The sequence below is a fragment of the Acinetobacter sp. QJM3NY_42 genome, assembly GCF_056173745.1.
In genome coordinates this window covers 26,160-45,410 of record NZ_CM149689.1, presented here as the reverse complement: position 1 = coordinate 45,410, position 19,251 = coordinate 26,160, and the positions used below count along the sequence as shown (strand labels likewise).

18 protein-coding genes and 1 pseudogene are annotated in these 19,251 nt (G+C 44.1%); 14 read left to right on the top strand and 5 right to left on the bottom strand.

From position 1 onward, the window contains the following. Window positions 1-183 precede the first annotated feature (183 nt). The 4 genes and pseudogenes from AC0VYT_RS00205 to AC0VYT_RS00190 form a co-directional block, all read right to left on the bottom strand. Window positions 184-2,346 (bottom strand): annotated as a pseudogene (locus tag AC0VYT_RS00205) (phosphocholine-specific phospholipase C). A gap of 284 nt (window positions 2,347-2,630) precedes the next feature. Continuing rightward, complete coding sequence (gene rph / locus AC0VYT_RS00200) at window positions 2,631-3,347, bottom strand: ribonuclease PH (protein WP_005017425.1); 717 nt, start codon at window positions 3,345-3,347, stop codon at window positions 2,631-2,633. Between the two features lie 69 nt (window positions 3,348-3,416). After that, on the bottom strand, window positions 3,417-4,589 hold the full coding sequence (locus AC0VYT_RS00195; protein WP_005017426.1) for a fatty acid desaturase family protein: 1,173 nt from the start codon (window positions 4,587-4,589) through the stop codon (window positions 3,417-3,419). A 32-nt stretch (window positions 4,590-4,621) separates the two neighbouring features. Beyond that, window positions 4,622-5,641, bottom strand: a complete 1,020-nt coding sequence (locus tag AC0VYT_RS00190; protein ID WP_005017427.1) for a flavin reductase family protein — start codon at window positions 5,639-5,641, stop codon at window positions 4,622-4,624. Between the two features lie 173 nt (window positions 5,642-5,814). On the opposite strand from AC0VYT_RS00190, the gene AC0VYT_RS00185 reads away from it, so the two are divergent. Next, window positions 5,815-6,450 (top strand): TetR family transcriptional regulator, encoded by a 636-nt coding sequence (locus tag AC0VYT_RS00185; protein WP_005017428.1) that lies wholly within the window; start codon window positions 5,815-5,817, stop codon window positions 6,448-6,450. 136 nt (window positions 6,451-6,586) lie between these two features. Then, window positions 6,587-7,222: a TetR/AcrR family transcriptional regulator gene (locus tag AC0VYT_RS00180; RefSeq protein ID WP_005017430.1), complete on the top strand. Its 636-nt coding sequence runs from the start codon at window positions 6,587-6,589 to the stop codon at window positions 7,220-7,222. A gap of 79 nt (window positions 7,223-7,301) precedes the next feature. On the opposite strand, the gene AC0VYT_RS00175 is transcribed toward AC0VYT_RS00180, so the two are convergent. Continuing rightward, window positions 7,302-7,919: a thiol:disulfide interchange protein DsbA/DsbL gene (locus AC0VYT_RS00175; protein ID WP_005017432.1), complete on the bottom strand. Its 618-nt coding sequence runs from the start codon at window positions 7,917-7,919 to the stop codon at window positions 7,302-7,304. Window positions 7,920-8,101: 182 nt separating this feature from the next. Between AC0VYT_RS00175 and ubiG the strand changes: the two genes are divergently transcribed. The 12 genes from ubiG (at window position 8,102) to AC0VYT_RS00115 (ending at window position 19,234) form a co-directional block, all read left to right on the top strand. Then, on the top strand, window positions 8,102-8,821 hold the full coding sequence (ubiG, locus tag AC0VYT_RS00170) for a bifunctional 2-polyprenyl-6-hydroxyphenol methylase/3-demethylubiquinol 3-O-methyltransferase UbiG (protein ID WP_005017434.1): 720 nt from the start codon (window positions 8,102-8,104) through the stop codon (window positions 8,819-8,821). Then, window positions 8,818-9,513, top strand: coding sequence for an HAD family hydrolase (locus AC0VYT_RS00165; RefSeq protein ID WP_005017436.1), 696 nt, complete (start codon window positions 8,818-8,820; stop codon window positions 9,511-9,513). The genes ubiG and AC0VYT_RS00165 overlap by 4 nt, the downstream gene beginning before the upstream one ends. A gap of 29 nt (window positions 9,514-9,542) precedes the next feature. Next, window positions 9,543-10,289 carry a YciK family oxidoreductase gene (locus AC0VYT_RS00160; RefSeq protein WP_005017438.1) on the top strand — a complete coding sequence of 249 codons (747 nt, stop codon included), beginning with the start codon at window positions 9,543-9,545 and terminating at the stop codon, window positions 10,287-10,289. A 341-nt stretch (window positions 10,290-10,630) separates the two neighbouring features. Next, a complete protein-coding gene (locus AC0VYT_RS00155; protein ID WP_005017440.1) occupies window positions 10,631-11,008 on the top strand; it encodes an RcnB family protein in 378 nt (125 codons plus the stop codon). A gap of 224 nt (window positions 11,009-11,232) precedes the next feature. Further along, complete coding sequence (locus AC0VYT_RS00150; protein ID WP_005017443.1) at window positions 11,233-11,586, top strand: RcnB family protein; 354 nt, start codon at window positions 11,233-11,235, stop codon at window positions 11,584-11,586. Between the two features lie 126 nt (window positions 11,587-11,712). Continuing rightward, a complete protein-coding gene (argA, locus tag AC0VYT_RS00145; RefSeq protein ID WP_005017446.1) occupies window positions 11,713-13,059 on the top strand; it encodes an amino-acid N-acetyltransferase in 1,347 nt (448 codons plus the stop codon). Window positions 13,060-13,368: 309 nt separating this feature from the next. Next, entirely contained in the window at window positions 13,369-14,334 is a 966-nt protein-coding gene (locus tag AC0VYT_RS00140) for a sulfonate ABC transporter substrate-binding protein (protein WP_005017447.1), read from the top strand. A gap of 18 nt (window positions 14,335-14,352) precedes the next feature. Continuing rightward, window positions 14,353-15,342, top strand: a complete 990-nt coding sequence (locus AC0VYT_RS00135) for an aliphatic sulfonate ABC transporter substrate-binding protein (RefSeq protein WP_005017450.1) — start codon at window positions 14,353-14,355, stop codon at window positions 15,340-15,342. A 23-nt stretch (window positions 15,343-15,365) separates the two neighbouring features. Continuing rightward, window positions 15,366-16,541, top strand: coding sequence for an FMNH2-dependent alkanesulfonate monooxygenase (ssuD, locus tag AC0VYT_RS00130; RefSeq protein WP_005017451.1), 1,176 nt, complete (start codon window positions 15,366-15,368; stop codon window positions 16,539-16,541). Continuing rightward, a complete protein-coding gene (gene ssuC / locus AC0VYT_RS00125) occupies window positions 16,538-17,344 on the top strand; it encodes an aliphatic sulfonate ABC transporter permease SsuC (RefSeq protein ID WP_005017455.1) in 807 nt (268 codons plus the stop codon). Before ssuD ends, ssuC begins: the two co-directional genes overlap by 4 nt. A 16-nt stretch (window positions 17,345-17,360) precedes the next feature. Then, a complete protein-coding gene (locus AC0VYT_RS00120; protein WP_005017457.1) occupies window positions 17,361-18,155 on the top strand; it encodes an ATP-binding cassette domain-containing protein in 795 nt (264 codons plus the stop codon). Between the two features lie 413 nt (window positions 18,156-18,568). After that, window positions 18,569-19,234 carry a TetR/AcrR family transcriptional regulator gene (locus tag AC0VYT_RS00115; RefSeq protein WP_005017460.1) on the top strand — a complete coding sequence of 222 codons (666 nt, stop codon included), beginning with the start codon at window positions 18,569-18,571 and terminating at the stop codon, window positions 19,232-19,234. Window positions 19,235-19,251: the final 17 nt, after the last annotated feature.

The window sequence follows — 19,251 nt, the reverse complement described above, 5'->3', positions numbered from 1 at the left end:
ATGGGGTTAAAATTATAAATTTCAATAGATTATACTTTTTATTTTAGACTCTTTAGATGCTCTTTTATATCATCTGTTCTTTTGAGCTCCTCTGGTTAGAGCCAAAAAGGAAGAGTGTGCTCAAAGCAGGAAAAGTACTGGCTATAACCGGTTTAAATAAACATTATAGCCAGCCAGTTAAGATTAAACCGAATAACCTATAAATGGATCAGAGTAAGAATCTTTTCCTGTTTCAATCCGTCCGGCAAAGCGGCGTTTGAATTCGGGCTCATTTTCTAGACTGACTGTAAAATCATACCAGCCGTACCATTCACTCATATCCAGTAACAGCTCGGTTTCCGCCGTGCGGGTTTCTATGTGCCAGGACTTGTTTAAATAGGCATTGGCCTGAATCACCAGCTTTGCTGTTTTCTGACCGTCACTTCTGAGTTTTAGATATATTTTTGGTTCACACTCTTCTACACATATCCGAATTTCAGGCAGACTTTCACTATAAAGTTTGCTGTGAAGATTCCCCTGAAAACTCCGGTGAAAACCATTTGGTCCCAGTACCCACAAGTCATATCCGCCGTCATGTACAGACCAGATATCGTCTAGCTGTTTCCCTGCTTCTACCATATAACGTCGCGGAATAGCTTCCAGATCAAGCTTGTTATAAACATGAAAAACTGCTACCTGCTCGCCGGTATTCGAAAAAATTAGCTGAACCTGCTGTCGGGCCAGTTCGACCTTGGCGCTACAGTGCAAAATATAGGGTAAGGCACGTGACAGGCGTATACCAGTCTGCTGTAGTGGCATGTTCTGGTTTTTCGGTACAGTCAGCTGTGGCAACAAGGCCTGCCTTAGACGGATTGCATCTGCTTCCTGTCTGGATTTCTGCCCAGGCAGCTCAGGTAGAATGTCCAGATTAGGAGTTTTAAAATTAAAGGCGGAGGTCAAGTCACCACAGACTGCGCGGCGGTAAGGGCTGATATTGGGTTCCTGTATTCCAAAGCGCTGTTCTAGAAAACGTAAAATAGAAGTATGGTCAAAAACCTGTGAGTTTACCCAACCACCACGGCTCCAAGGTGAAAGGATATACAATGGCACACGTACGCCTGGACCATATACCCGGCCATCCGGCTTGGGTTGTGATTTGGAACCTACCACCGCAGGGTGATTGAAATATTCATAAGAAAGCTGCTGCTCGGTTAAGGTTGTTTTGCCCTGTAACTGGCCAGCCTGATCTTTTGAGGGCGCACTCGGTGATGGTACATGGTCAAAGAAGCCATCATTTTCATCAAAATTGACCAATAATACAGTCTGGCTCCAGATGTGCGGATTTTCTGTGAGGGCATTTAAAACTTCCTGGATATATCACGCACCTTGTACCGGGCTGGAAGGCCCGGGATGTTCACTATAAGTTGCGGGCGCTACTATCCAGCTCACCTGTGGTAACTGACCCTGCTGGATATCTTCTTTAAAACTGCCGAGAAACCCGCCATCTGGCATGGTATTGGCAATACCTTTATAAAGCGGCTGATTAGCATCAATTCTGGCATCGTATGCTGGACTTTTCAGGTCACTGTGACTGACGGGCTGACCAGATTGCTCATTGGCACGGCGATACTGTTTAAAACCGGCTAACGGATTATCTGTAAAGTTATCTGGCATGTTCTGGTAGACCTTCCAGCTGACGCCCGCCTGCTGTAGACGTTCAGGATATGTACTCCATTCATAGCCTTCACTTGAAGGCCCCAGTCCATCAAATTCATTTACCACGCTGGCTACGCCTGCTCCAGTTGGGCCATTGGTACCAGTCCAGATAAATTTGCGGTTCGGATTGGTTCCTGCATGCATGGCACAGTGATAGGCATCACAGATGGTAAAAGCATCTGCCAAGGCAAACTGATATTCCAGTTCCTGTTTTTTATAATACCCCATGGATTGTGGCTGCTTGTGCTTGACTCAGTCTCCCATACGGCCATGGTCCCAGGCTGCTTGTCCATCTGACCAGGAATGTGGTGTACCACTGACCCGCTGGGCATTACCTTTCGTACTGTCCAGATGATAAGGCAGAATTTTGTTCTGCTGGGCATCATACTGCTCCCAGACTGAACGGCCCTCTTTCAAGGGAATGGTAAAACGGTCCCCGAAACCACGGACTCCTTTTAAAGTACCAAAATAATTGTCAAAGGAGCGGTTTTCCTGCGTCAGGATAACTACATGTTTGATGTCCTGCAGCGTACCTGTCTCTACTTTGGCATCGATTGCCAGAGCTTTTTGAATACTGAGCGGAAAACTGGCCAGAGCGGCGGTGCCAAACAAGGTTTTACTGGTGGTTAATAAGAATTCACGACGGTCCATTTTAAGTCCTGCTGTTTGTCCAGAGATTAAGGGGCACAGTGCATTTTGCATCCAGAGGGAGAAGGCACTAATGTGCCGGAGTCGGCCTCATCTTCATTACAGGCACTGAGCAGCAGGCTGCCGGTTATGATTAAAACTAAAAATAATTTATGCATTGTCCATTACCCAATAAAGAAGTAAGGACTAGAAATACTGAAAACCGATGACGTTTATGTTATATTTTGATGTCGTTTCCATGAAATAAAAAACGCATCCGAAGATGCGTTTTGAATAGAACATGCAGCTTACCAGCCCAGCGCTTCCTGCTGTTTCTTGATCAGCTCGCTAATTCCCTGTTCTGCCAGCTCCAGCATGGCATTGCATTGGGCACGGGTAAATGGCTTATCTTCTGCAGTCCCCTGAATCTCAATAAATTCACCTGCCTGAGTCATTACCACATTCAGATCAGTCTGGCAGTTTGAATCTTCTTCATAACACAGGTCCAGTAACACCTCATCCTGATACATGCCGACAGAAATAGCCGCAACTAGCCCTTTTAAGGGATCATGTTTGATTTTTTTGCGCTCAAGCAACACATTCATGGCATCTACGAGTGCAACAGCTGCTCCAGTAATGGCTGCTGTACGCGTACCGCCATCAGCCTGGATCACGTCACAGTCGATAGTAATAGTATTTTCACCCAGTTTTTTCAGATCGACCATTGCACGCAGGCTACGGCCAATCAGGCGCTGGATTTCCTGGGTACGGCCACTCTGCTTGCCGCGTGCCGCTTCACGGTCACTGCGAGTATGGGTGGAGCGCGGTAACATGCCGTATTCAGCAGTTACCCAGCCCTGACCCTGACCTTTTAAAAAGCGAGGTACAGAATTATCGATACTGGCTGTACACAATACTTTGGTATGACCAAACTCAACCAATACTGAGCCTTCGGCATAACGTGTGTAGTTGCGGGTGATTTTGACATCACGTAATTGGTTTAGGGCACGCTGGTCAATACGCATAATCCATCCTATAGCTGGCTCAAAATTGATTGCGCGCTATTATAGCAGATGCATCTCTTTCCCGTGCAGCTACAAATTGTGCTCATTCGAAAAGCGGTTCTTCAGTAAGGTAAATGCTTCCTTCCAGCGGCCTGCCTTGACCTTTTGCAGACTACCTTCCGGTAAAGAGCATTTCGCCAGCCGGACCCATACGCTCGCAAACTGCTGCATAAAACTCGCTTCATTATAGTGAATGCCATATTCTGCACACAGAGCCTTAATTTTAGGCGCCACCTCGGCATATCGGTTAGCCGGCATATCCGGAAACAGGTGGTGTTCAATCTGGTGACTCAGGTTACCGCTCAGAATATGCAGCCCTTCCGTGCCACTGAAATTACTTGAACCACGAATCTGGCGTAAATACCACTCTGCCCGGCTTTCATTTTCAGTATTGTCTGGCTCAAAGGTTTCAGCATCTTCAGTAAAATGGCCGTTAAAAATTACCGCGGAGGCCCACAGGCTCCGAATTATATTGGCCACCGCATTTCCGGCAAAAACTGGTAAGGCATTCGGTCCGGCGATTAATGGAAAAAAGATATAGTCTTTAAGTACTTGACGGCGGACTTTCAGGCGCAGTTTTGCTGCATCTTGCCAGACCTGTTTCCAGGTTTTGGTTTTATAGACCAGTACATCTTCCAGATGCAGGTTCTGTACACCCACATACCACTCAAAAAACACCATAAGTTGGATTGCCAGTGGAATATTAAATAGAAAGCGCGGCTCCCATTTCTGTGATTCACTGACCCGAAGCAATCCATAACCGACATCATGATCCTTGCCGACAATATTGGTATAGGTATGGTGCACATAATTATGGGTATATTTCCAGTCATCTCCCGTCGAGATAGTGTCCCAGTCATAATTTGCCCCATTCAGGCTCGGGTCATTCAGCCAGTCAAACTGGCCATGCATCACGTTATGACCCAGTTCCATATTTTCAACAATTTTAGAAATACCCAGCAAGGTGGTTCCAGCCAGCCAGACTGGTAGGATCCAGCCGGCAAACATCAGCATGCCACGTGAAGCAATTTCACTATAACGGACGAAGTTGCGGATTTTATAGATATACGCCGCATCCTTTTCGCCAAGACTATCCATAACTTCACGGCGGATTGCGTCTACTTTTTCACCAAACTGCTGGATTTCTTCAGGTGTTAAATGGCGGGATTTAGAATTTAGTGGATACTGTATGGACATGTTCATGGGTGCTCTCCAATATTTTTAATTTTTTGACTCTAGAGATTAATCTCAAGCGGACTGACTGCCTGGCTGATACAAAGCTTAATCTGAACGTTGTTACCATGATCAATTTCACCGGTCAGCAGATTTCTGGTTGAGCCACTGATCTTGGTACAGGTGCAGGTATTACAGATTCCCATACGGCAACCGTGCGCAGGTCTTAAACCGGCCTGTTCTGCACTGTCTAGCAGATTACCTTTGGCCTCAAATGCCTGCTGTGAACGTATGAACCTGACTGGCTGGGCTTCTAGGGTCTCATCCATGACTGGCTGGAAATATTCCTGATGTAACCAGTCCTCTGCCTGTGCCCCATGATAAATATACTGTACCGCCTGCATCATGCCTGGCGTACCACAGGCATAGCTGTGAGTATGGGCAAAATGTGGCACAATAGCTTTGAGTAAAGCCAGGTCCAGATGCTGTTTCTGCTGGGTAGTATTGACAAAATGATAGTTGAGCTGCGGATAGGCCTCTGCTAATTGCTGGATTTCATTATGCAGGACAGTATCACGGCTAAAATACAGCAGATCGATCTGTCTAACCTTTTGTGTCATGGCTTGCTGTAACAGAGCATAAATAGCTGTAATTCCGCTTCCGGAAGCAATCAGTAAAGCAGGCTCCTGACCAGCATGCAGACAGAACTCCCCCTGTGGCTGCGATATTTCAATTACCTCGCCTTTTTTCAGCTGTGACATGGCCCGGGAAACCCGGCCCTGCACCTTAACCCCTAATATCAGCGTACCAGCATCTATAGCGATAATCGAATAACTACGCTGTAAACGTACACCTTCTACTACAACTGTGACCAGAACCGACTGCCCGGCACGATACTGTTGTGTATTAAACCGGTGGCTGGGTCTCAGTTTAATCCGGTACATGTCGGCTGCCAGAGGATAGACACTAATGACTTGTGCCTTGATCCGTTTTAAGGCCAACATCGGGTCAACCTTTTCCAGAAGAAAGTCTACAAAATCTTCACGTATCCATTGTGGCTTGTATTGCATTTGTGCGGTCATCGGTGTTCCTCTTTATGCTAGCTATTTAGTGAGTGAACAAACGTTCTTTAAGTGTACAATTGTTCACTATACGCTTTTCCATTATTCAGTCAACACCTGTACACTGATATTCGTCGTTTAAAAGTAGCTATTTTTTGCTAGACTCTTGCACAAAGTAATTTTGGGTTAGCATGATGTCGATACGTGATGAACGAAAGCAGCAGAGTCGTCAGGCCTTACTGGATGCGGCATTGCGCCTGAGTACTTCTGGTCGTTCATTTAGCAGTATCAGCCTGCGTGAAGTTGCACGTGAGGTTGGTTTAGTGCCAACTGCCTTCTATCGGCATTTTCAGGATATGGACCATTTAGGTCAGGAACTGCTTGATCAGGTCGCGCTGCATTTAAAAACAGTGTTACATCAGCTGGGTCTGGCTTATCTGTCACAGCTCGGCAGTAAATCACAGAATACCTTACAACTCTTTTTTCAGGCAGTTGACCAGAATCCTGAACCCTGGATTTTTATGATTTCTGAACGTTGGGGCGGTTCCAAGGTCGTTCGCCAGGCGATTGGCCGTGAAATTGAATTTCTAATTGATGATCTGGTCAATGACCTGCGCCGGATTGAAAGCCTCAAGCATATTCAGGATGAAAATGACCTTAAGGTACTTTCTACTATTCTTACCAATCTCTCTTTTACCTGGGCCATGACCTGGATCAGTCTGTCACGCCAGCATAGTGGACTGGCCTTGAAGGAACAGCAGGAGCAATTTATGCAGCAGGCTGCGACCGAATTACGATTTATGTTCCGTGGCGTATCTAACTGGACATAGTGCTAAGCACCAATTTTTAACACAAAAATTGCTATCACCCGGCTTTTGGCTTTCTGTTATCTCAACAAATAGTTTAATTTTACAGTAAGGTAAGTACTGCTACAGTATAGCCATCGGCAAGGAACGGAAAACAGGCATGAATCCAGAGCGCCATAAACAATTTTTATTACGTAAAGAACGCATTCTTCAGGCAGCAGAGAAGCTACTACTGGAAAATAATCAGGAAATTACACTGGATGAACTGGTTGCAGAGCTGGATATTGCCAAAGGTACACTGTACAAGCATTTTAAAAGTAAAAATGAGCTATTACTGGAACTGGTGATCCAGAATGAAAGACAACTGCTGGAAATTTCCCGTGCACCTTATCGTAACTTTAGGGAATATGCACCTGCCTATATGCTACATCACCTGCTTGCGCCTGGCCGTACTATTTTACTGCACCAGCTTGAAGAGCATCTGACTATGACAGCATCCGGTCTGAATACACTCTTTGAAGAGCTGTATCAGGTACGGCAGGAACGGATTCTGGCCATTCGTGAAGTCACCGAACAATATTTAAAATCATTAAATTATGATATGTCGATCCGTGACTATCTGTCTTATATCTGGTCCCTGACTTATGGTGCAGCCCTGTTACTTAATTCTAGCTACTATCAGCGTTCTATCGGTTCACGTAAAAAATTGATTCAGCTTTATATCAATCAGGCACTTTCTTTACCAAGCCAACCGATTAATCTGGATGCATTCGAGCTGGACAGCGAATTACTCTAAGTTCAGTTTAAATACTATCTATAAAAAAGCCGTTTCCTGCCCTGGCAGAAAACGGCTTAAATAATTAAATAACTATAGACTATTTGGCTTTACGTTCTTTATTAATCAGGAAATCAAGCACCTGGGTAACTTTAGCATCTTCACCCTGAATAATATATTTACCATTTACAACTACAGCAGGTACACCAGTTAACTGGTATTGCTGCGCCAGACGGTTAGATTGCGCCACTTTTCCGGTAATCGAGAAAGAGTTAAACATGCTGTTGAATTTACTCTCTGGTATACCGTACTTGGTAAAGAATTTCGCCTGAGCAGCCTGGTCAAAAATCTGCTGATTGTTGACATGAATTGCATGGAATAATGGCAGATGGGTTTTTTGGCGTACACCGAGTGCCTCAGACACATAATAGCCACGTGCACCCTGTTCCCAGAGTTTATTCATGGCAGCCGGAGTACGTACAAAGCGTACGTCTTTAGGTATCTTTTTAAGCCAGGCCTGCATATGCGGCTCAAGCTTAAAACAGTGCGGACAGCCATACCAGAAAAACTCACGGACTTCGATCTTGCCCGGTACTTCAACCTTAACAGGATTGGCCACTACGGTATAATCCTTGCCTGCTACAAAATTGGCTGCCATGGCACTACCTGAAAATGCCATTACAGCAGTACACAAACTACCTAAAATAAACTTTTTCATTGACGCTAAGATTCCTCTGAATTGTTATGCCGAGTTTATGAGCTCACTATAAATTAAATATGCCAGAATCGTTTTCCTTCTGTGAACTTTTTTACAGCTTTTATCGCTTTTTCTGGAATTAACGCTACACTAAGTCTGAATATTTTATTCCTGATCATTAACCGGATAATGAGGTGACTGTCATGTCGCAACTGAATGTTGATCCACAAGAAATTGCTAAATTCGAAGCACTTGCAGCCAAATGGTGGGATCAGCATTCTGAGTTCCGTCCCTTACATCAGATCAATCCCTTGCGCTTGAACTGGGTAGATGAGCTCAGTGGTGGCCTGGCCGGTAAAAAGGTACTGGACGTAGGTTGTGGTGGTGGCATTTTGACCGAAAGTATGGCACGTCGCGGTGCGGCTGAAGTGCTGGGTGTAGATATGGGTGAGGCGCCTTTAGCAGTTGGCCGCCTGCATGCCCAGCAGGAAAATGTGCAGAATATTGAGTACCGCCAAATTCCGGTAGAGCAGCTGGCTGAAGAACAAGCGGACCAGTATGATATTGTGACCTGTATGGAAATGCTGGAACATGTACCAGATCCGGCTTCTATTATTAAAGCCTGTCAGACTCTGGTAAAACCGGGCGGCCATGTGTTCTTTTCTACTATTAACCGTAATCCGAAATCTTATCTGTTCGCTATTATTGGTGCCGAATACCTACTCCGGATGTTGCCTAAAGGTACTCATGATTATCACAAGTTTATACGCCCATCTGAGCTGGCCCATGACATCCGGGCTGCCGGGCTAGAGCTTAAACAGATGACCGGTTTACATTACAACCCGCTGACCAAACATTACTGGCTGGCACCGAATGTAGATGTCAACTATATGGTACATACTGTTAAGGAAGTCACAGAATGAAAGCTGTCCTGTTTGACCTTGATGGTACCTTGATTGATACCGCAGCTGACTTTATCCGTATTATTCAGGATATGTGCCGTGCCGAAAACTGTGAGGTTGTAGCAGCAGACCTGATCCGCACCCAGGTGTCTGAAGGTGCGCGAGCCATGGTCAAACTGGTCTATCCGCATCTTGAGGTCGATGATCCGGTATTTCTGGCACACCGTCAGCGTTTTCTGGACCTATATGGAGCAGATATTGCAGTTGAGACAGACCTGTTCGAAGGCATGTACCCTTTACTTGATGAACTGGAAGCTCGAGGTATTCCTTGGGGAATTGTGACTAATAAGCCCCGTGGCTTAAGCGAGGCTTTACTTGCTGCCCTCAACTTAACAGAACGCTGTGCAGTACTGGTCTGCCCTGAGGATGTCACCAGAACCAAACCTGATCCGGAACCGATGTATTTAGCTGCCAGACAAATCAATCTTCCGGCAGAGCAAATCATTTATGTCGGGGATCATCCGCGTGATATTGAAGCCGGTCGTAATGCAGGAATGTATACCATCTTGGCTGCTTACGGCTATTTACCGTTAAGCCACAAAGATGACTTAACGGCCTGGCAGGCAGATTGTATAGTGAATGATATTTCCGAACTGCGGCAGAAGGTATGCCAACTGCTGAAACTGGAATCAGAAAAACCCGTAGTACTTTAGACATATCATAATAATGAGGAGGTTTGCCTATGAAATACTCACAATATCAACCTCGTCCAGACTTACTGAAAAATCAGGTTATTCTGATCACGGGTGCAGGTGACGGTATTGGCCGCGCTGCTGCCTTAAGTTATGCCCTGCATGGTGCTACAGTTGTTTTGCATGGACGTACCCTGAACAAGCTTGAAGTCATCTATGATGAAATTGAAGCATTGGGGGCACCTCAACCTGCCATTTTGCCTTTACAACTGTCCAGTGCTTCTGCACAGGATTATGAACATCTGGTCAATATTCTGGATAAACAGTTCGGACGTCTAGATGGAATTTTGCATAATGCCGGTATCTTGGGTGAGCGTATCGAACTGGCCCATTATCCAGCTGAAGTCTGGGATGACGTGATGGCGGTAAATCTGCGAGCACCCTTTGTACTAACGCAGGCCCTATTGCCTCTACTGCAAAAATCTGAACATGCTTCAGTAGTTTTTGCCAGTTCAGGTGTAGGCCGGGAAGTTCGTGAGCGTTGGGGTGCATATTCTGTTTCTAAAATTGCTATTGAAGCGGTAAGCAAACTGTTTGCTGTAGAAAACCAGCATCCGAATATACGCTTTAACTGCATTAATCCGGGCGCCACCCGAACAGCCATGCGGGCTAAGGCTTTTCCAGATGAAGATCCAAAAGTGCTAGCGACACCAGAAACAATTATGCCGGCTTATTTATACCTGATGGGTGAAGACAGCCGTCATATGAATGGGCAGAGTATCGATGCTCAGGATTAGTCTCGGATTTTATTTTTGAATCACTGTTTGGCTTAAATAAAAACAGGCTATACCAAGTTAAACTACTGCCATTGCAAAATAGGTTACAGGCATAGACGAGATCATATCTTGCTCTATGCCAAGAATGAGTAAAAGCAGAAATAAGCTTAAATATTTAAAGCAGAAATTTACCGATACATATAAATAATAATAGTATGGAGAATACTTAATTTGTTTTATATTAAGTACGCATTGTCTCTGCAATTTTAAATAATTAGTTGAATTATCTTCACAGTTTCTCTGTTTTTTTTTCGTACAGTAGATGGGTAAAGAAATTTTAAGTATGAATTTGAGGATTAAACATGAAAAAGATTATGGCTGTGCTGGCATTATCTTTCTCTACCTTCATGGCAAGTGTAGCTTTTGCAGCACCTCCTCATAAAAATCAGGACCATTCGGACCGACGTGGCGGGCCACATGGCAAGATGTTCCAGCAGGACGAAGATTCTGTCCGTGAACAGCGTCGTATGCGTGAAGAACGTGGAGTCAGTCGTCTAAAACAGCACAAATGGCAAACCGGTTATATTATGCCGCAACATTACCGGGGCAACGGTTATAAGGTTGAATATGAAAGTCATGACCTGCCGAAACCTTCGCGTAATCAGCAATGGTACAAGGTCAATAATGATTATCTGTTAGTCGATTCAGATAAACACAGTATTATCAGGATTATGGACTGATACATATTCTTCATTATTCCGTTCATCCAGAATAAAAAGGCCTAAATACAATTTAGGCCTTTTTACATAGGGCTAACTGGCTTTTTCTGTCGAGTTAATTTCTAATTTCCTTCTCAATTCCTTCATTAATTTCACAATTCAATAAAACGGCTTTCATGCTTTATATCTAATTGTTGCCTAAAGTAGCGTTATAAATTGATGAGCTTGCAACGCAGGATAAAAACATGAAAACATTACTTACAGGTATCGCTTTATCTTTGAGCGCGCTGATTACTACCAGTGCTATGGCCGCACCACAGCATTATGATCAGCGTTATGACCGCCCTAATACCCCACACTGGAGTCATGATGACCGCCGCTGGGATGATCGCCGTTCATCTTCACGAGTAAATCCAAGTCGTGAATGGCGCAGTGGTCAGGTGCTGCCTCGTCAGTATGATAACAACCGTTACAAGGTTGACTACCGTGATAGCCGTCACCTGAATAAGCCTGCCCGTTATCAGCAGTGGTATAAAATTAATGGTGACTATGTGCTGGTCAATGAACGTAACAACCGTATCATACGGATTCTGGGCTAATTCAGTCCTACATCGATACATATTCACCCGGGCACTGACCCGGGTGTTTTTTTGCTTTTTATATACCTGCCTGCTGTTTTTTGATTAGAATCAGCAGACTGAATAAGCAACTGGATCAGGCATATTATGAATTCTCTGGAAACCGCGAATACTACTGAACAACTCAATGTACGCTGGTTCCGGCATTCTGCTCCCTATATTAATGCGCATCGTAATAAGACCTTTGTCATCATGTTTGGAGGTGAGGCTGTCTGCCATGATAATTTCCAGCATATTATTCACGATATTGCCCTGCTCAATTCCTTGGGAATTCGTCTGGTTCTGGTTCACGGTGCCCGTCCGCAGATTAACCAGAATCTGGAACAGTTTCAGCTGAGTGCACCATTTCATAAGAACCGCCGGATTACTACACGTGAGTCTCTTGGCTGTGTCATGAGTGCTGTAGGCTCAATCCGTCTGCAAATTGAAGCCTTGCTTTCTACCGGGTTAGCGAACTCACCTATGTACGGCGCAGCTATCCATGTAGTCTCGGGTAATTTTGTCACTGCTAAACCTTATGGTATTCATGATGGTATCGATTTTCAGTTAACCGGTGAGGTCCGCTCTATAGACAGTACCAGTATTCATCAGCATCTTGAGCATAACAGTATTGTATTGCTCGGACCGACTGGGTACTCCACTACAGGCGAAGTCTTCAATCTGCTGGCAGAAGAAGTCGCAACCAAGACAGCCGTTGCCCTAAAAGCGGATAAACTGATTTTTCTGGGCCAGCAGCAAGGTCTATTAAATTCCAAACAGCAATTATTACGTGAATTAACACCTCAGCAGCTGGACCCTTATATAGAACAGCATGAACAGGCAGATCCAACCCAGGCTTTATATTTACGTGCGGCACGCGATGCTTCCTTAGAAGGCGTCAATCGTGTTCATCTGATTTCTTATACGTATGACGGTGCGCTGATTGAAGAGCTATTTACCCGTGATGGGATTGGCACCATGATCACCGATGCACATTATGAAGAAGTCCGCACTGCCAGAATTCAGGATGTAGGTGGACTGATCAAACTGTTACGCCCCCTCGAACAAGAAGGGATACTGGTTTACCGCTCACGTGAACGGCTGGAAACTGAAATCAACCAGTTTGCTGTCATTGAACGTGACGGTACCATTCTCGCCTGTGCGGCGCTTTACCCGATTCCAACTTTGAAGAATGAAATACCTTCGGCAGAAATTGCCTGTGTAGCGGTACATCCGGCATACCGCAAATCGAATCGAGGCAGTCAGATTTTAAATTTTCTTGAAAAAAAGGCACAAGAGAATGGAATCAAGCAGTTGTTTGTACTGACCACCCGCACAGCACACTGGTTCCTAGAACATGGTTTCATGCCAGCCTCTGTTGATGATTTACCCAATACCCGGCAGGCACTTTATAACTATCAGCGAAATTCACTGGTATTTAAAAAACAGTTATAGAACCGGCCTTAATATTTAGCTTTATTTTTAATAAATATATCTTTGAACCAGAAATAAAAATTAGGATTTTTAAGGTTTTTAATTATTATTTCTGGTTCTTCTTTAGCTCAATAAAAAATTAATAATAATATTCAGATATTTAATTAAAAATAATATTAATTTTTAAATCATAAATACTCATAAGTTAAGCAGTTTTATATTTTAGCTTTTTTTTTCATGACTAAACGATAAAAGCTTATTTTTTTAGCATTACCGGGCATCTTAGGCTGTATGTGATTGTTAAATTTCACTGCCAGGAGCACCTTTTCCATGAACAGCCAGCAAATTTCTTGGGCCCGTTCTGCCATCTTATTGACCAGTCTGGCAACTGCCCTGTTTCTAGGTGGCTGTTCCAAATCTGACCCTCAGACTCAGGTCTTGAATATCGGTTTTCAAAAATATGGCATTTTACCGATTCTAAAGGTCCAAGGTAGTCTGGAAAATGCGCTCAAATCACAAGGTATAAAGATTCGTTGGGTTGAATTTCCTGCAGGTCCACAGCTCCTTGAAGGTCTGAATGTCGGAAGTGTCGCTTTTGGAGAAGCAGGTGAAGCTCCTCCTATTTTTGCTCAGGCAGCCAATTCAAATATTGTCTATGTAGCAAATCAGCCTGGTGCGCCTCATGGGGAAGCATTAGTAGTCCAGAAGAATTCTCCCATACAGTCTGTTGCTGATTTAAAAGGTAAACGGATTGCACTGAATAAAGGTTCTAATGTTCATTATTTACTGCTGAATATTTTAGAGGCGAATGATTTAAAGCTTGAAGATATTCAGGTGGTCTATCTGCCACCGGCAGATGCTCGTGCTGCATTTGAACGTGGTTCTGTCGATGCCTGGGTAATCTGGGACCCCTTCCTGGCCGCAGCAGAACAGCAACTTGGTGCCCGGGTTTTAAAGGATGGTCAGGGCTTGGTCAATAACCTGCAATTCTATCTGGCCGATCGTAAATTTGCAGAAAGCAACCCAAAGGTCATTCAGACTATTATTCAAGAATTAAACACTACGACCCAATGGGTTGCCCAGCATCAGGACGAGGCAGCCAGTCTGTTAGAACAACCAACCGGACTGGAACATAATATTTTAAAAACCTCTATTTCACGTATGGGCTTTGGGGTAAGACCAGTTAGCCAGGAGGTCTCTCATGCGCAGCAGAAAGTAGCTGATGCCTTTTATGCCCAGAAATTAATACCTGTCAAACTTGATATTCAGGCTGCGATTTTAAAGCAAACACCATAACAATAAGAAGGATGCCAGATGTATTCACTCAAAGTTTTTTTAATTAGCAGTTTTATAGCCTTAGGCCTGAGTGGCTGCCAGAAAACCAGTTCTGATACTGCGCCGGGACAACAGTCTGTTCAAGAAAACAAACTCAAAACCCTGGCAATCGGATACCAGAAATCCTCACTGAATCTGTTAGTCGCTCGCCAGCAACAGCTATTTGAACAGCAGTTTCCCGGCGTTCAGGTGGCGTGGAAAGAGTTTCCAGCTGGCCCACAAATGCTGGAAGCACTGGCAGTTGGTGCAATTGATTTTGGTGCAGTAGGTAATACTCCTCCTGTTTTCGCACAAGCGGCCGGGAAAGATCTGAAATACATTGGCTATGAAGTGGTTCCCCAGAATGCACAGGCATTATTAATACCTGCAGACAGTTCAATTCGTACACTTGCCGATTTAAAAGGTAAGCGGATAGCGGTACAGAAAGGTTCAAGTGCTCATGAACTTTTGGCTAAAGTTTTACAAAAGGCTGGTTTAAGCTGGCAGGACATTCAGCCCATCTGGCTTCCTCCGGCAGATGCACGGGCAGCTTTCGATAAACAGTCAATTGATGCTTGGTCGATCTGGGAACCGTACTTAAGTGCAGCAGAGCTGGATGCCAAAGCCAAGGTATTAATTGACGGCCAAGCCTTTGCACGGACTTATTCATTTTATATCGCTAATCCACAATTTATTGAGCAGCATCCCGGTGCAACTGAAAAGATCCTACAAAGTTTAAATACTGCCGATCAATGGGTACTTCAACACCAGCAACAGGCATTAAAGATTTATCAGCAAAGTACCGGCCTTAAACAAAATATTGCCCAGCGGGTTATAGATAAGCGGCTCAAACCCTCTCCTATTTATAGCCTTAAACCTGAAGTCGTACAGGCACAACAAGAAATTGCTGATCTCTTTCAACAGGTCAAATTAATTCCAAAATCAATCCAGGTCAGCCAAGTGGTCTGGGTCCCTACACCTAAAAACTGATTTAGACAGATAAGGATACTGACATGAAAATTTTTTGGTTTATTCCAACTCATGGTGATAGCCGCTATTTAGGCACCAGTAAAGGTGGGCGCCAGGTCGATCATGCTTATATGAAACAGATTGCAGTGGCTGTAGACAACCTGGGCTATGAAGGTGTACTGATTCCGACCGGCCGCTCATGTGAAGATCCATGGATTACAGCTGCCAGCCTGATTGATGCCACTAAAAACCTGAAATTTCTGGTGGCTTTGCGCCCTGGCGTAACCACCCCTGCTCTGGCAGCCCGTATGGCAGCAACTTTTGACCGTCTCTCAAACGGGCGGGTATTGTTGAATCTGGTTACAGGGGGTGATGAGCAAGAGCTAAAAGGTGATGGTGTATATGAAGACCATGCTACACGCTACCAGACAGCAGCAGAGTACACCAAGATCTGGCGTGAAATCTTGACCCGTTCTCATACAGGTGAAAGCTTTACTTTCCATGGCGAACGGCTAAGTGTTGATGATGCTAAACTGCTGTATCCGCCTGTACAGCAGCCTTATCCTCCGCTCTGGTTCGGTGGTTCATCTGAAGCTGCTCAAGAACTGGCTGCTGAGCAGGTCGATACTTACCTGACCTGGGGAGAACCGCCTGCAGCAGTAGAAGAAAAAATCCAGACCATGCAGGCTAAATCCGCTGCAAAAGGACGTCGTCTAAACTATGGTATCCGTCTGCATGTAATTGTACGTGAAACCAGTGCAGAAGCCTGGGCCGCAGCTGATGAACTGATTCAGTATGTAGATGACGCTACGATTGCCGCTGCGCAACAAAAATTCCGTCAGATGGACTCAGTAGGTCAACGTCGTATGGCTGAATTACATAATGGCGATAAGAGCAAACTGGAAGTATCACCAAACCTCTGGGCTGGTGTAGGTCTGGTTCGTGGAGGTGCCGGGACTGCGCTGGTCGGTGACCCGCAGACTGTAGCAGACCGTATTCAGGAATATGCAGATTTGGGTATTAATACCTTTATTTTTTCAGGTTACCCACATCTGGAAGAGTCTATTCGCTTTGCTGAACTGGTCTTTCCCTTACTGCCATTACAGACCCGTAAAAAGCTGGCTCAGCCTAACTTGACCGGTCCATTCGGTGAGATTGTTGCCAATAATTATGTACCTAACCGGTTAGCAGATAATAAAATTGTCAAGGAAGGGGCATGATGCAAAAGAATAGTATAGATAACTACGTTTCACGTGGAACAGGTGTATTTAGAAAACATTTGCTACCTTGGTTAGTGCCCTTATTATTACTTGTTCTGTGGCAGCTTACTTCAATGAGCGGCTTACTGCAAAGCCGGATTTTGCCTGCCCCTACAGCCGTACTTACAGCTTTCTGGTCTTTACTCATCAGTGGTGAACTGTGGCAGCATGTCAAGGTGAGTACGGCCCGGGCATTGACTGGTCTTGCTGTGGGTGGAGGTCTAGGTTTATTGCTCGGCCTATTAAATGGTTCTTCCAAGGTAGCCTCGAATCTTCTGGATACTACTTTGCAAATGCTACGTAATATTCCGGCTCTGGCGTTAATTCCTCTTGTTATTTTATGGTTTGGAATAGATGAAAGTGCCAAGCTTTTTCTGGTAGCGATAGGTGTATTTTTCCCGATTTATATCAATACCTATCATGGAATCCGATCAGTTGATCCGCAGCTAATTGAAATGGGAAAGAGTTATGGGCTGAATCGTCGCCAGCTTTATCAGCAAATTATTTTACCGGGCGCTATGCCTTCTATCCTGGTCGGGCTACGCTTTGCTTTGGGCCTGGTCTGGGTATTGCTTATTGTTGCCGAAACAATTTCTGCGCAGTCAGGAATTGGCTATATGACCATGAATGCCCGTGAGTTTTTGCAGACTGATATTGTACTGGTCGGCATTCTCCTGTATGCCCTTTTAGGCAAGCTGGCAGATATTCTGGCTCAAGGACTGGAACGCTATCTGCTGCGCTGGCATCCCGGCTATCAACAATAGGAACAGGAATATACTAATGAGCAATTTAAATATACCGCTATCAGTTGATATAGAAGCTAAGCCAAGTACGAATTTTACCACTCAGCCGCAGAATGGAGCAGAAATTGTGGTTGAGCAGCTTCATAAGTTTTATGGGCAGGTTAAAGTTCTTGAGGAACTAGATCTGCATATTCAGGCGGGAGAATTTATAGCAATCGTGGGACGTAGCGGATGTGGCAAGAGTACTCTACTACGTCTAATTGCTGGCCTGGAAGCAGCAAGTTATGGTGAAATAAAATTCAAGTCTGCACAGAATTTTCGTGAAGGTATTACCACAGACGATATTCGGGTTATGTTTCAGGATTCACGTCTATTGCCATGGAAGACTGTCGAGAAGAATGTACAGCTAGGTTTGGCCCATAACCGTCATGCCCATGCAGTAGCTCTACTCAAAAAGGTGGGGCTCGCTGAAAAAGCCAATAACTGGCCTGCACAACTTTCAGGCGGACAACGGCAACGTGCTGCTCTGGCTCGAGCTTTATCCCATACACCACGAGTTTTATTACTGGATGAACCCTTAGGCGCACTCGATGCCCTTACCCGGCTTGAAATGCAAAATCTGATTGAACAGTTATGGCGTGAGCAGGGCTTCACAGCTGTTTTAGTCACTCATGATGTTGCTGAAGCAGTACAACTGGCTGACCGGATTATTCTACTGGATAAAGGCCAGATTGCTCATCATTTTAAGATTGATTTACCACGGCCCCGTAAAAAGAGTGTCCAGTTCACCGAGCTGGAGCAGCAAGTTTTAGATGCAGTATTAGCCACCTGAACTCATACACGCCAACAGCCATTTCAAGATGGCTGTTTTATACATGAGGCTATATAAACAAGATATCTTTTAGCAAGAAGGTAAAGATCATAACTCCTTTTACAGTATAGTCATAAAAAACTCGTTCTATACTAAATATAATTATTAAAATCAATTTCTTAAACTTATAACAAGTATATCTGGTACTTTAAAAAAGATTTTTCATTTAATTTTTACAGCTAAAATAATTTTATTTTAAAATTAATTTTTAATCTAATTTGTTATTAACTATCAATTTATTATGAGCTACTTTTTTTACCAAATGTTAAAAAAGTTGTTTAATTCAGCATATTGGAAGAATAACTTTGCAAAATTGTGCACAAATCGACCCATTTGTCTTACAATTATGACTTTATCGATATTTGTGGGGAACAATGGAACAAAAGAAGAGCACTCAAAAACGGAATTTACTTTTAAATGCAGCTCTAGACGTTTTTTCTACGTATGGTTTTAATGGGGCAAGTCTGGATGAAATTGCTCAGCTGGCCGACATGCATAAGTCAAATATTTTTTATTATTATGAAAATAAAGAGGCTTTATATGTTGAGGTACTTACTACAGTACTCCAGAAGTGGCTGGCTCCTCTACAGTCGCTTGAAGTAGACCTTGAGCCAACTGAAGCATTAGCTAATTATCTGATGCTCAAGATCGAGGTTTCACGTTACCAGCCTAAAGCCTCCAAGCTGTTTGCACTAGAAGTTATTCAGGGTGCACCACATATTTTATCTATTTTAAAAGGCCCGCTGAAAAAACTATTTAAGCGTAAGGCCAAGGTGATCCAGAACTGGCAGGAACAAGGAAAAATTTCTGCAGGTATTGATCCGGAATTGCTGATTTTAAATATCTGGGCAATTACCCAGAATTATGCTGATTTTAGTACTCAAATTGAAATGGTGATGGGAAAAACGCTTAAAAGTAAAAGCACCTACCAGAGGACTATCGAACATACCATCCATCTGATGCTCTATGGTATTTTACCGCGCTCTGAATATAGCCCGGTCACGCTTTCAACCGAAGTTTCCGAAGCTAACCAGAATTAATGCTTCAGCTCTTTAAT

Excerpts from the sequence above, each read along its gene's own strand:
- rph (WP_005017425.1), bottom strand. The coding sequence starts at position 3,347 with ATGCGTATTGACCAGCGTGCCCTAAACCAATTACGTGATGTCAAAATC.
- AC0VYT_RS00155 (WP_005017440.1), top strand. The coding sequence starts at position 10,631 with ATGAAAAAGATTATGGCTGTGCTGGCATTATCTTTCTCTACCTTCATG.
- AC0VYT_RS00195 (WP_005017426.1), bottom strand. The coding sequence starts at position 4,589 with ATGAACATGTCCATACAGTATCCACTAAATTCTAAATCCCGCCATTTA.
- AC0VYT_RS00190 (WP_005017427.1), bottom strand. The coding sequence starts at position 5,641 with ATGACCGCACAAATGCAATACAAGCCACAATGGATACGTGAAGATTTT.
- AC0VYT_RS00180 (WP_005017430.1), top strand. The coding sequence starts at position 6,587 with ATGAATCCAGAGCGCCATAAACAATTTTTATTACGTAAAGAACGCATT.
- AC0VYT_RS00115 (WP_005017460.1), top strand. The coding sequence starts at position 18,569 with ATGGAACAAAAGAAGAGCACTCAAAAACGGAATTTACTTTTAAATGCA.
- AC0VYT_RS00120 (WP_005017457.1), top strand. The coding sequence starts at position 17,361 with ATGAGCAATTTAAATATACCGCTATCAGTTGATATAGAAGCTAAGCCA.
- AC0VYT_RS00150 (WP_005017443.1), top strand. The coding sequence starts at position 11,233 with ATGAAAACATTACTTACAGGTATCGCTTTATCTTTGAGCGCGCTGATT.
- AC0VYT_RS00165 (WP_005017436.1), top strand. The coding sequence starts at position 8,818 with ATGAAAGCTGTCCTGTTTGACCTTGATGGTACCTTGATTGATACCGCA.
- AC0VYT_RS00140 (WP_005017447.1), top strand. The coding sequence starts at position 13,369 with ATGAACAGCCAGCAAATTTCTTGGGCCCGTTCTGCCATCTTATTGACC.
- AC0VYT_RS00160 (WP_005017438.1), top strand. The coding sequence starts at position 9,543 with ATGAAATACTCACAATATCAACCTCGTCCAGACTTACTGAAAAATCAG.
- AC0VYT_RS00185 (WP_005017428.1), top strand. The coding sequence starts at position 5,815 with ATGTCGATACGTGATGAACGAAAGCAGCAGAGTCGTCAGGCCTTACTG.
- AC0VYT_RS00175 (WP_005017432.1), bottom strand. The coding sequence starts at position 7,919 with ATGAAAAAGTTTATTTTAGGTAGTTTGTGTACTGCTGTAATGGCATTT.
- argA (WP_005017446.1), top strand. The coding sequence starts at position 11,713 with ATGAATTCTCTGGAAACCGCGAATACTACTGAACAACTCAATGTACGC.
- ssuD (WP_005017451.1), top strand. The coding sequence starts at position 15,366 with ATGAAAATTTTTTGGTTTATTCCAACTCATGGTGATAGCCGCTATTTA.
- AC0VYT_RS00135 (WP_005017450.1), top strand. The coding sequence starts at position 14,353 with ATGTATTCACTCAAAGTTTTTTTAATTAGCAGTTTTATAGCCTTAGGC.
- ubiG (WP_005017434.1), top strand. The coding sequence starts at position 8,102 with ATGTCGCAACTGAATGTTGATCCACAAGAAATTGCTAAATTCGAAGCA.
- ssuC (WP_005017455.1), top strand. The coding sequence starts at position 16,538 with ATGATGCAAAAGAATAGTATAGATAACTACGTTTCACGTGGAACAGGT.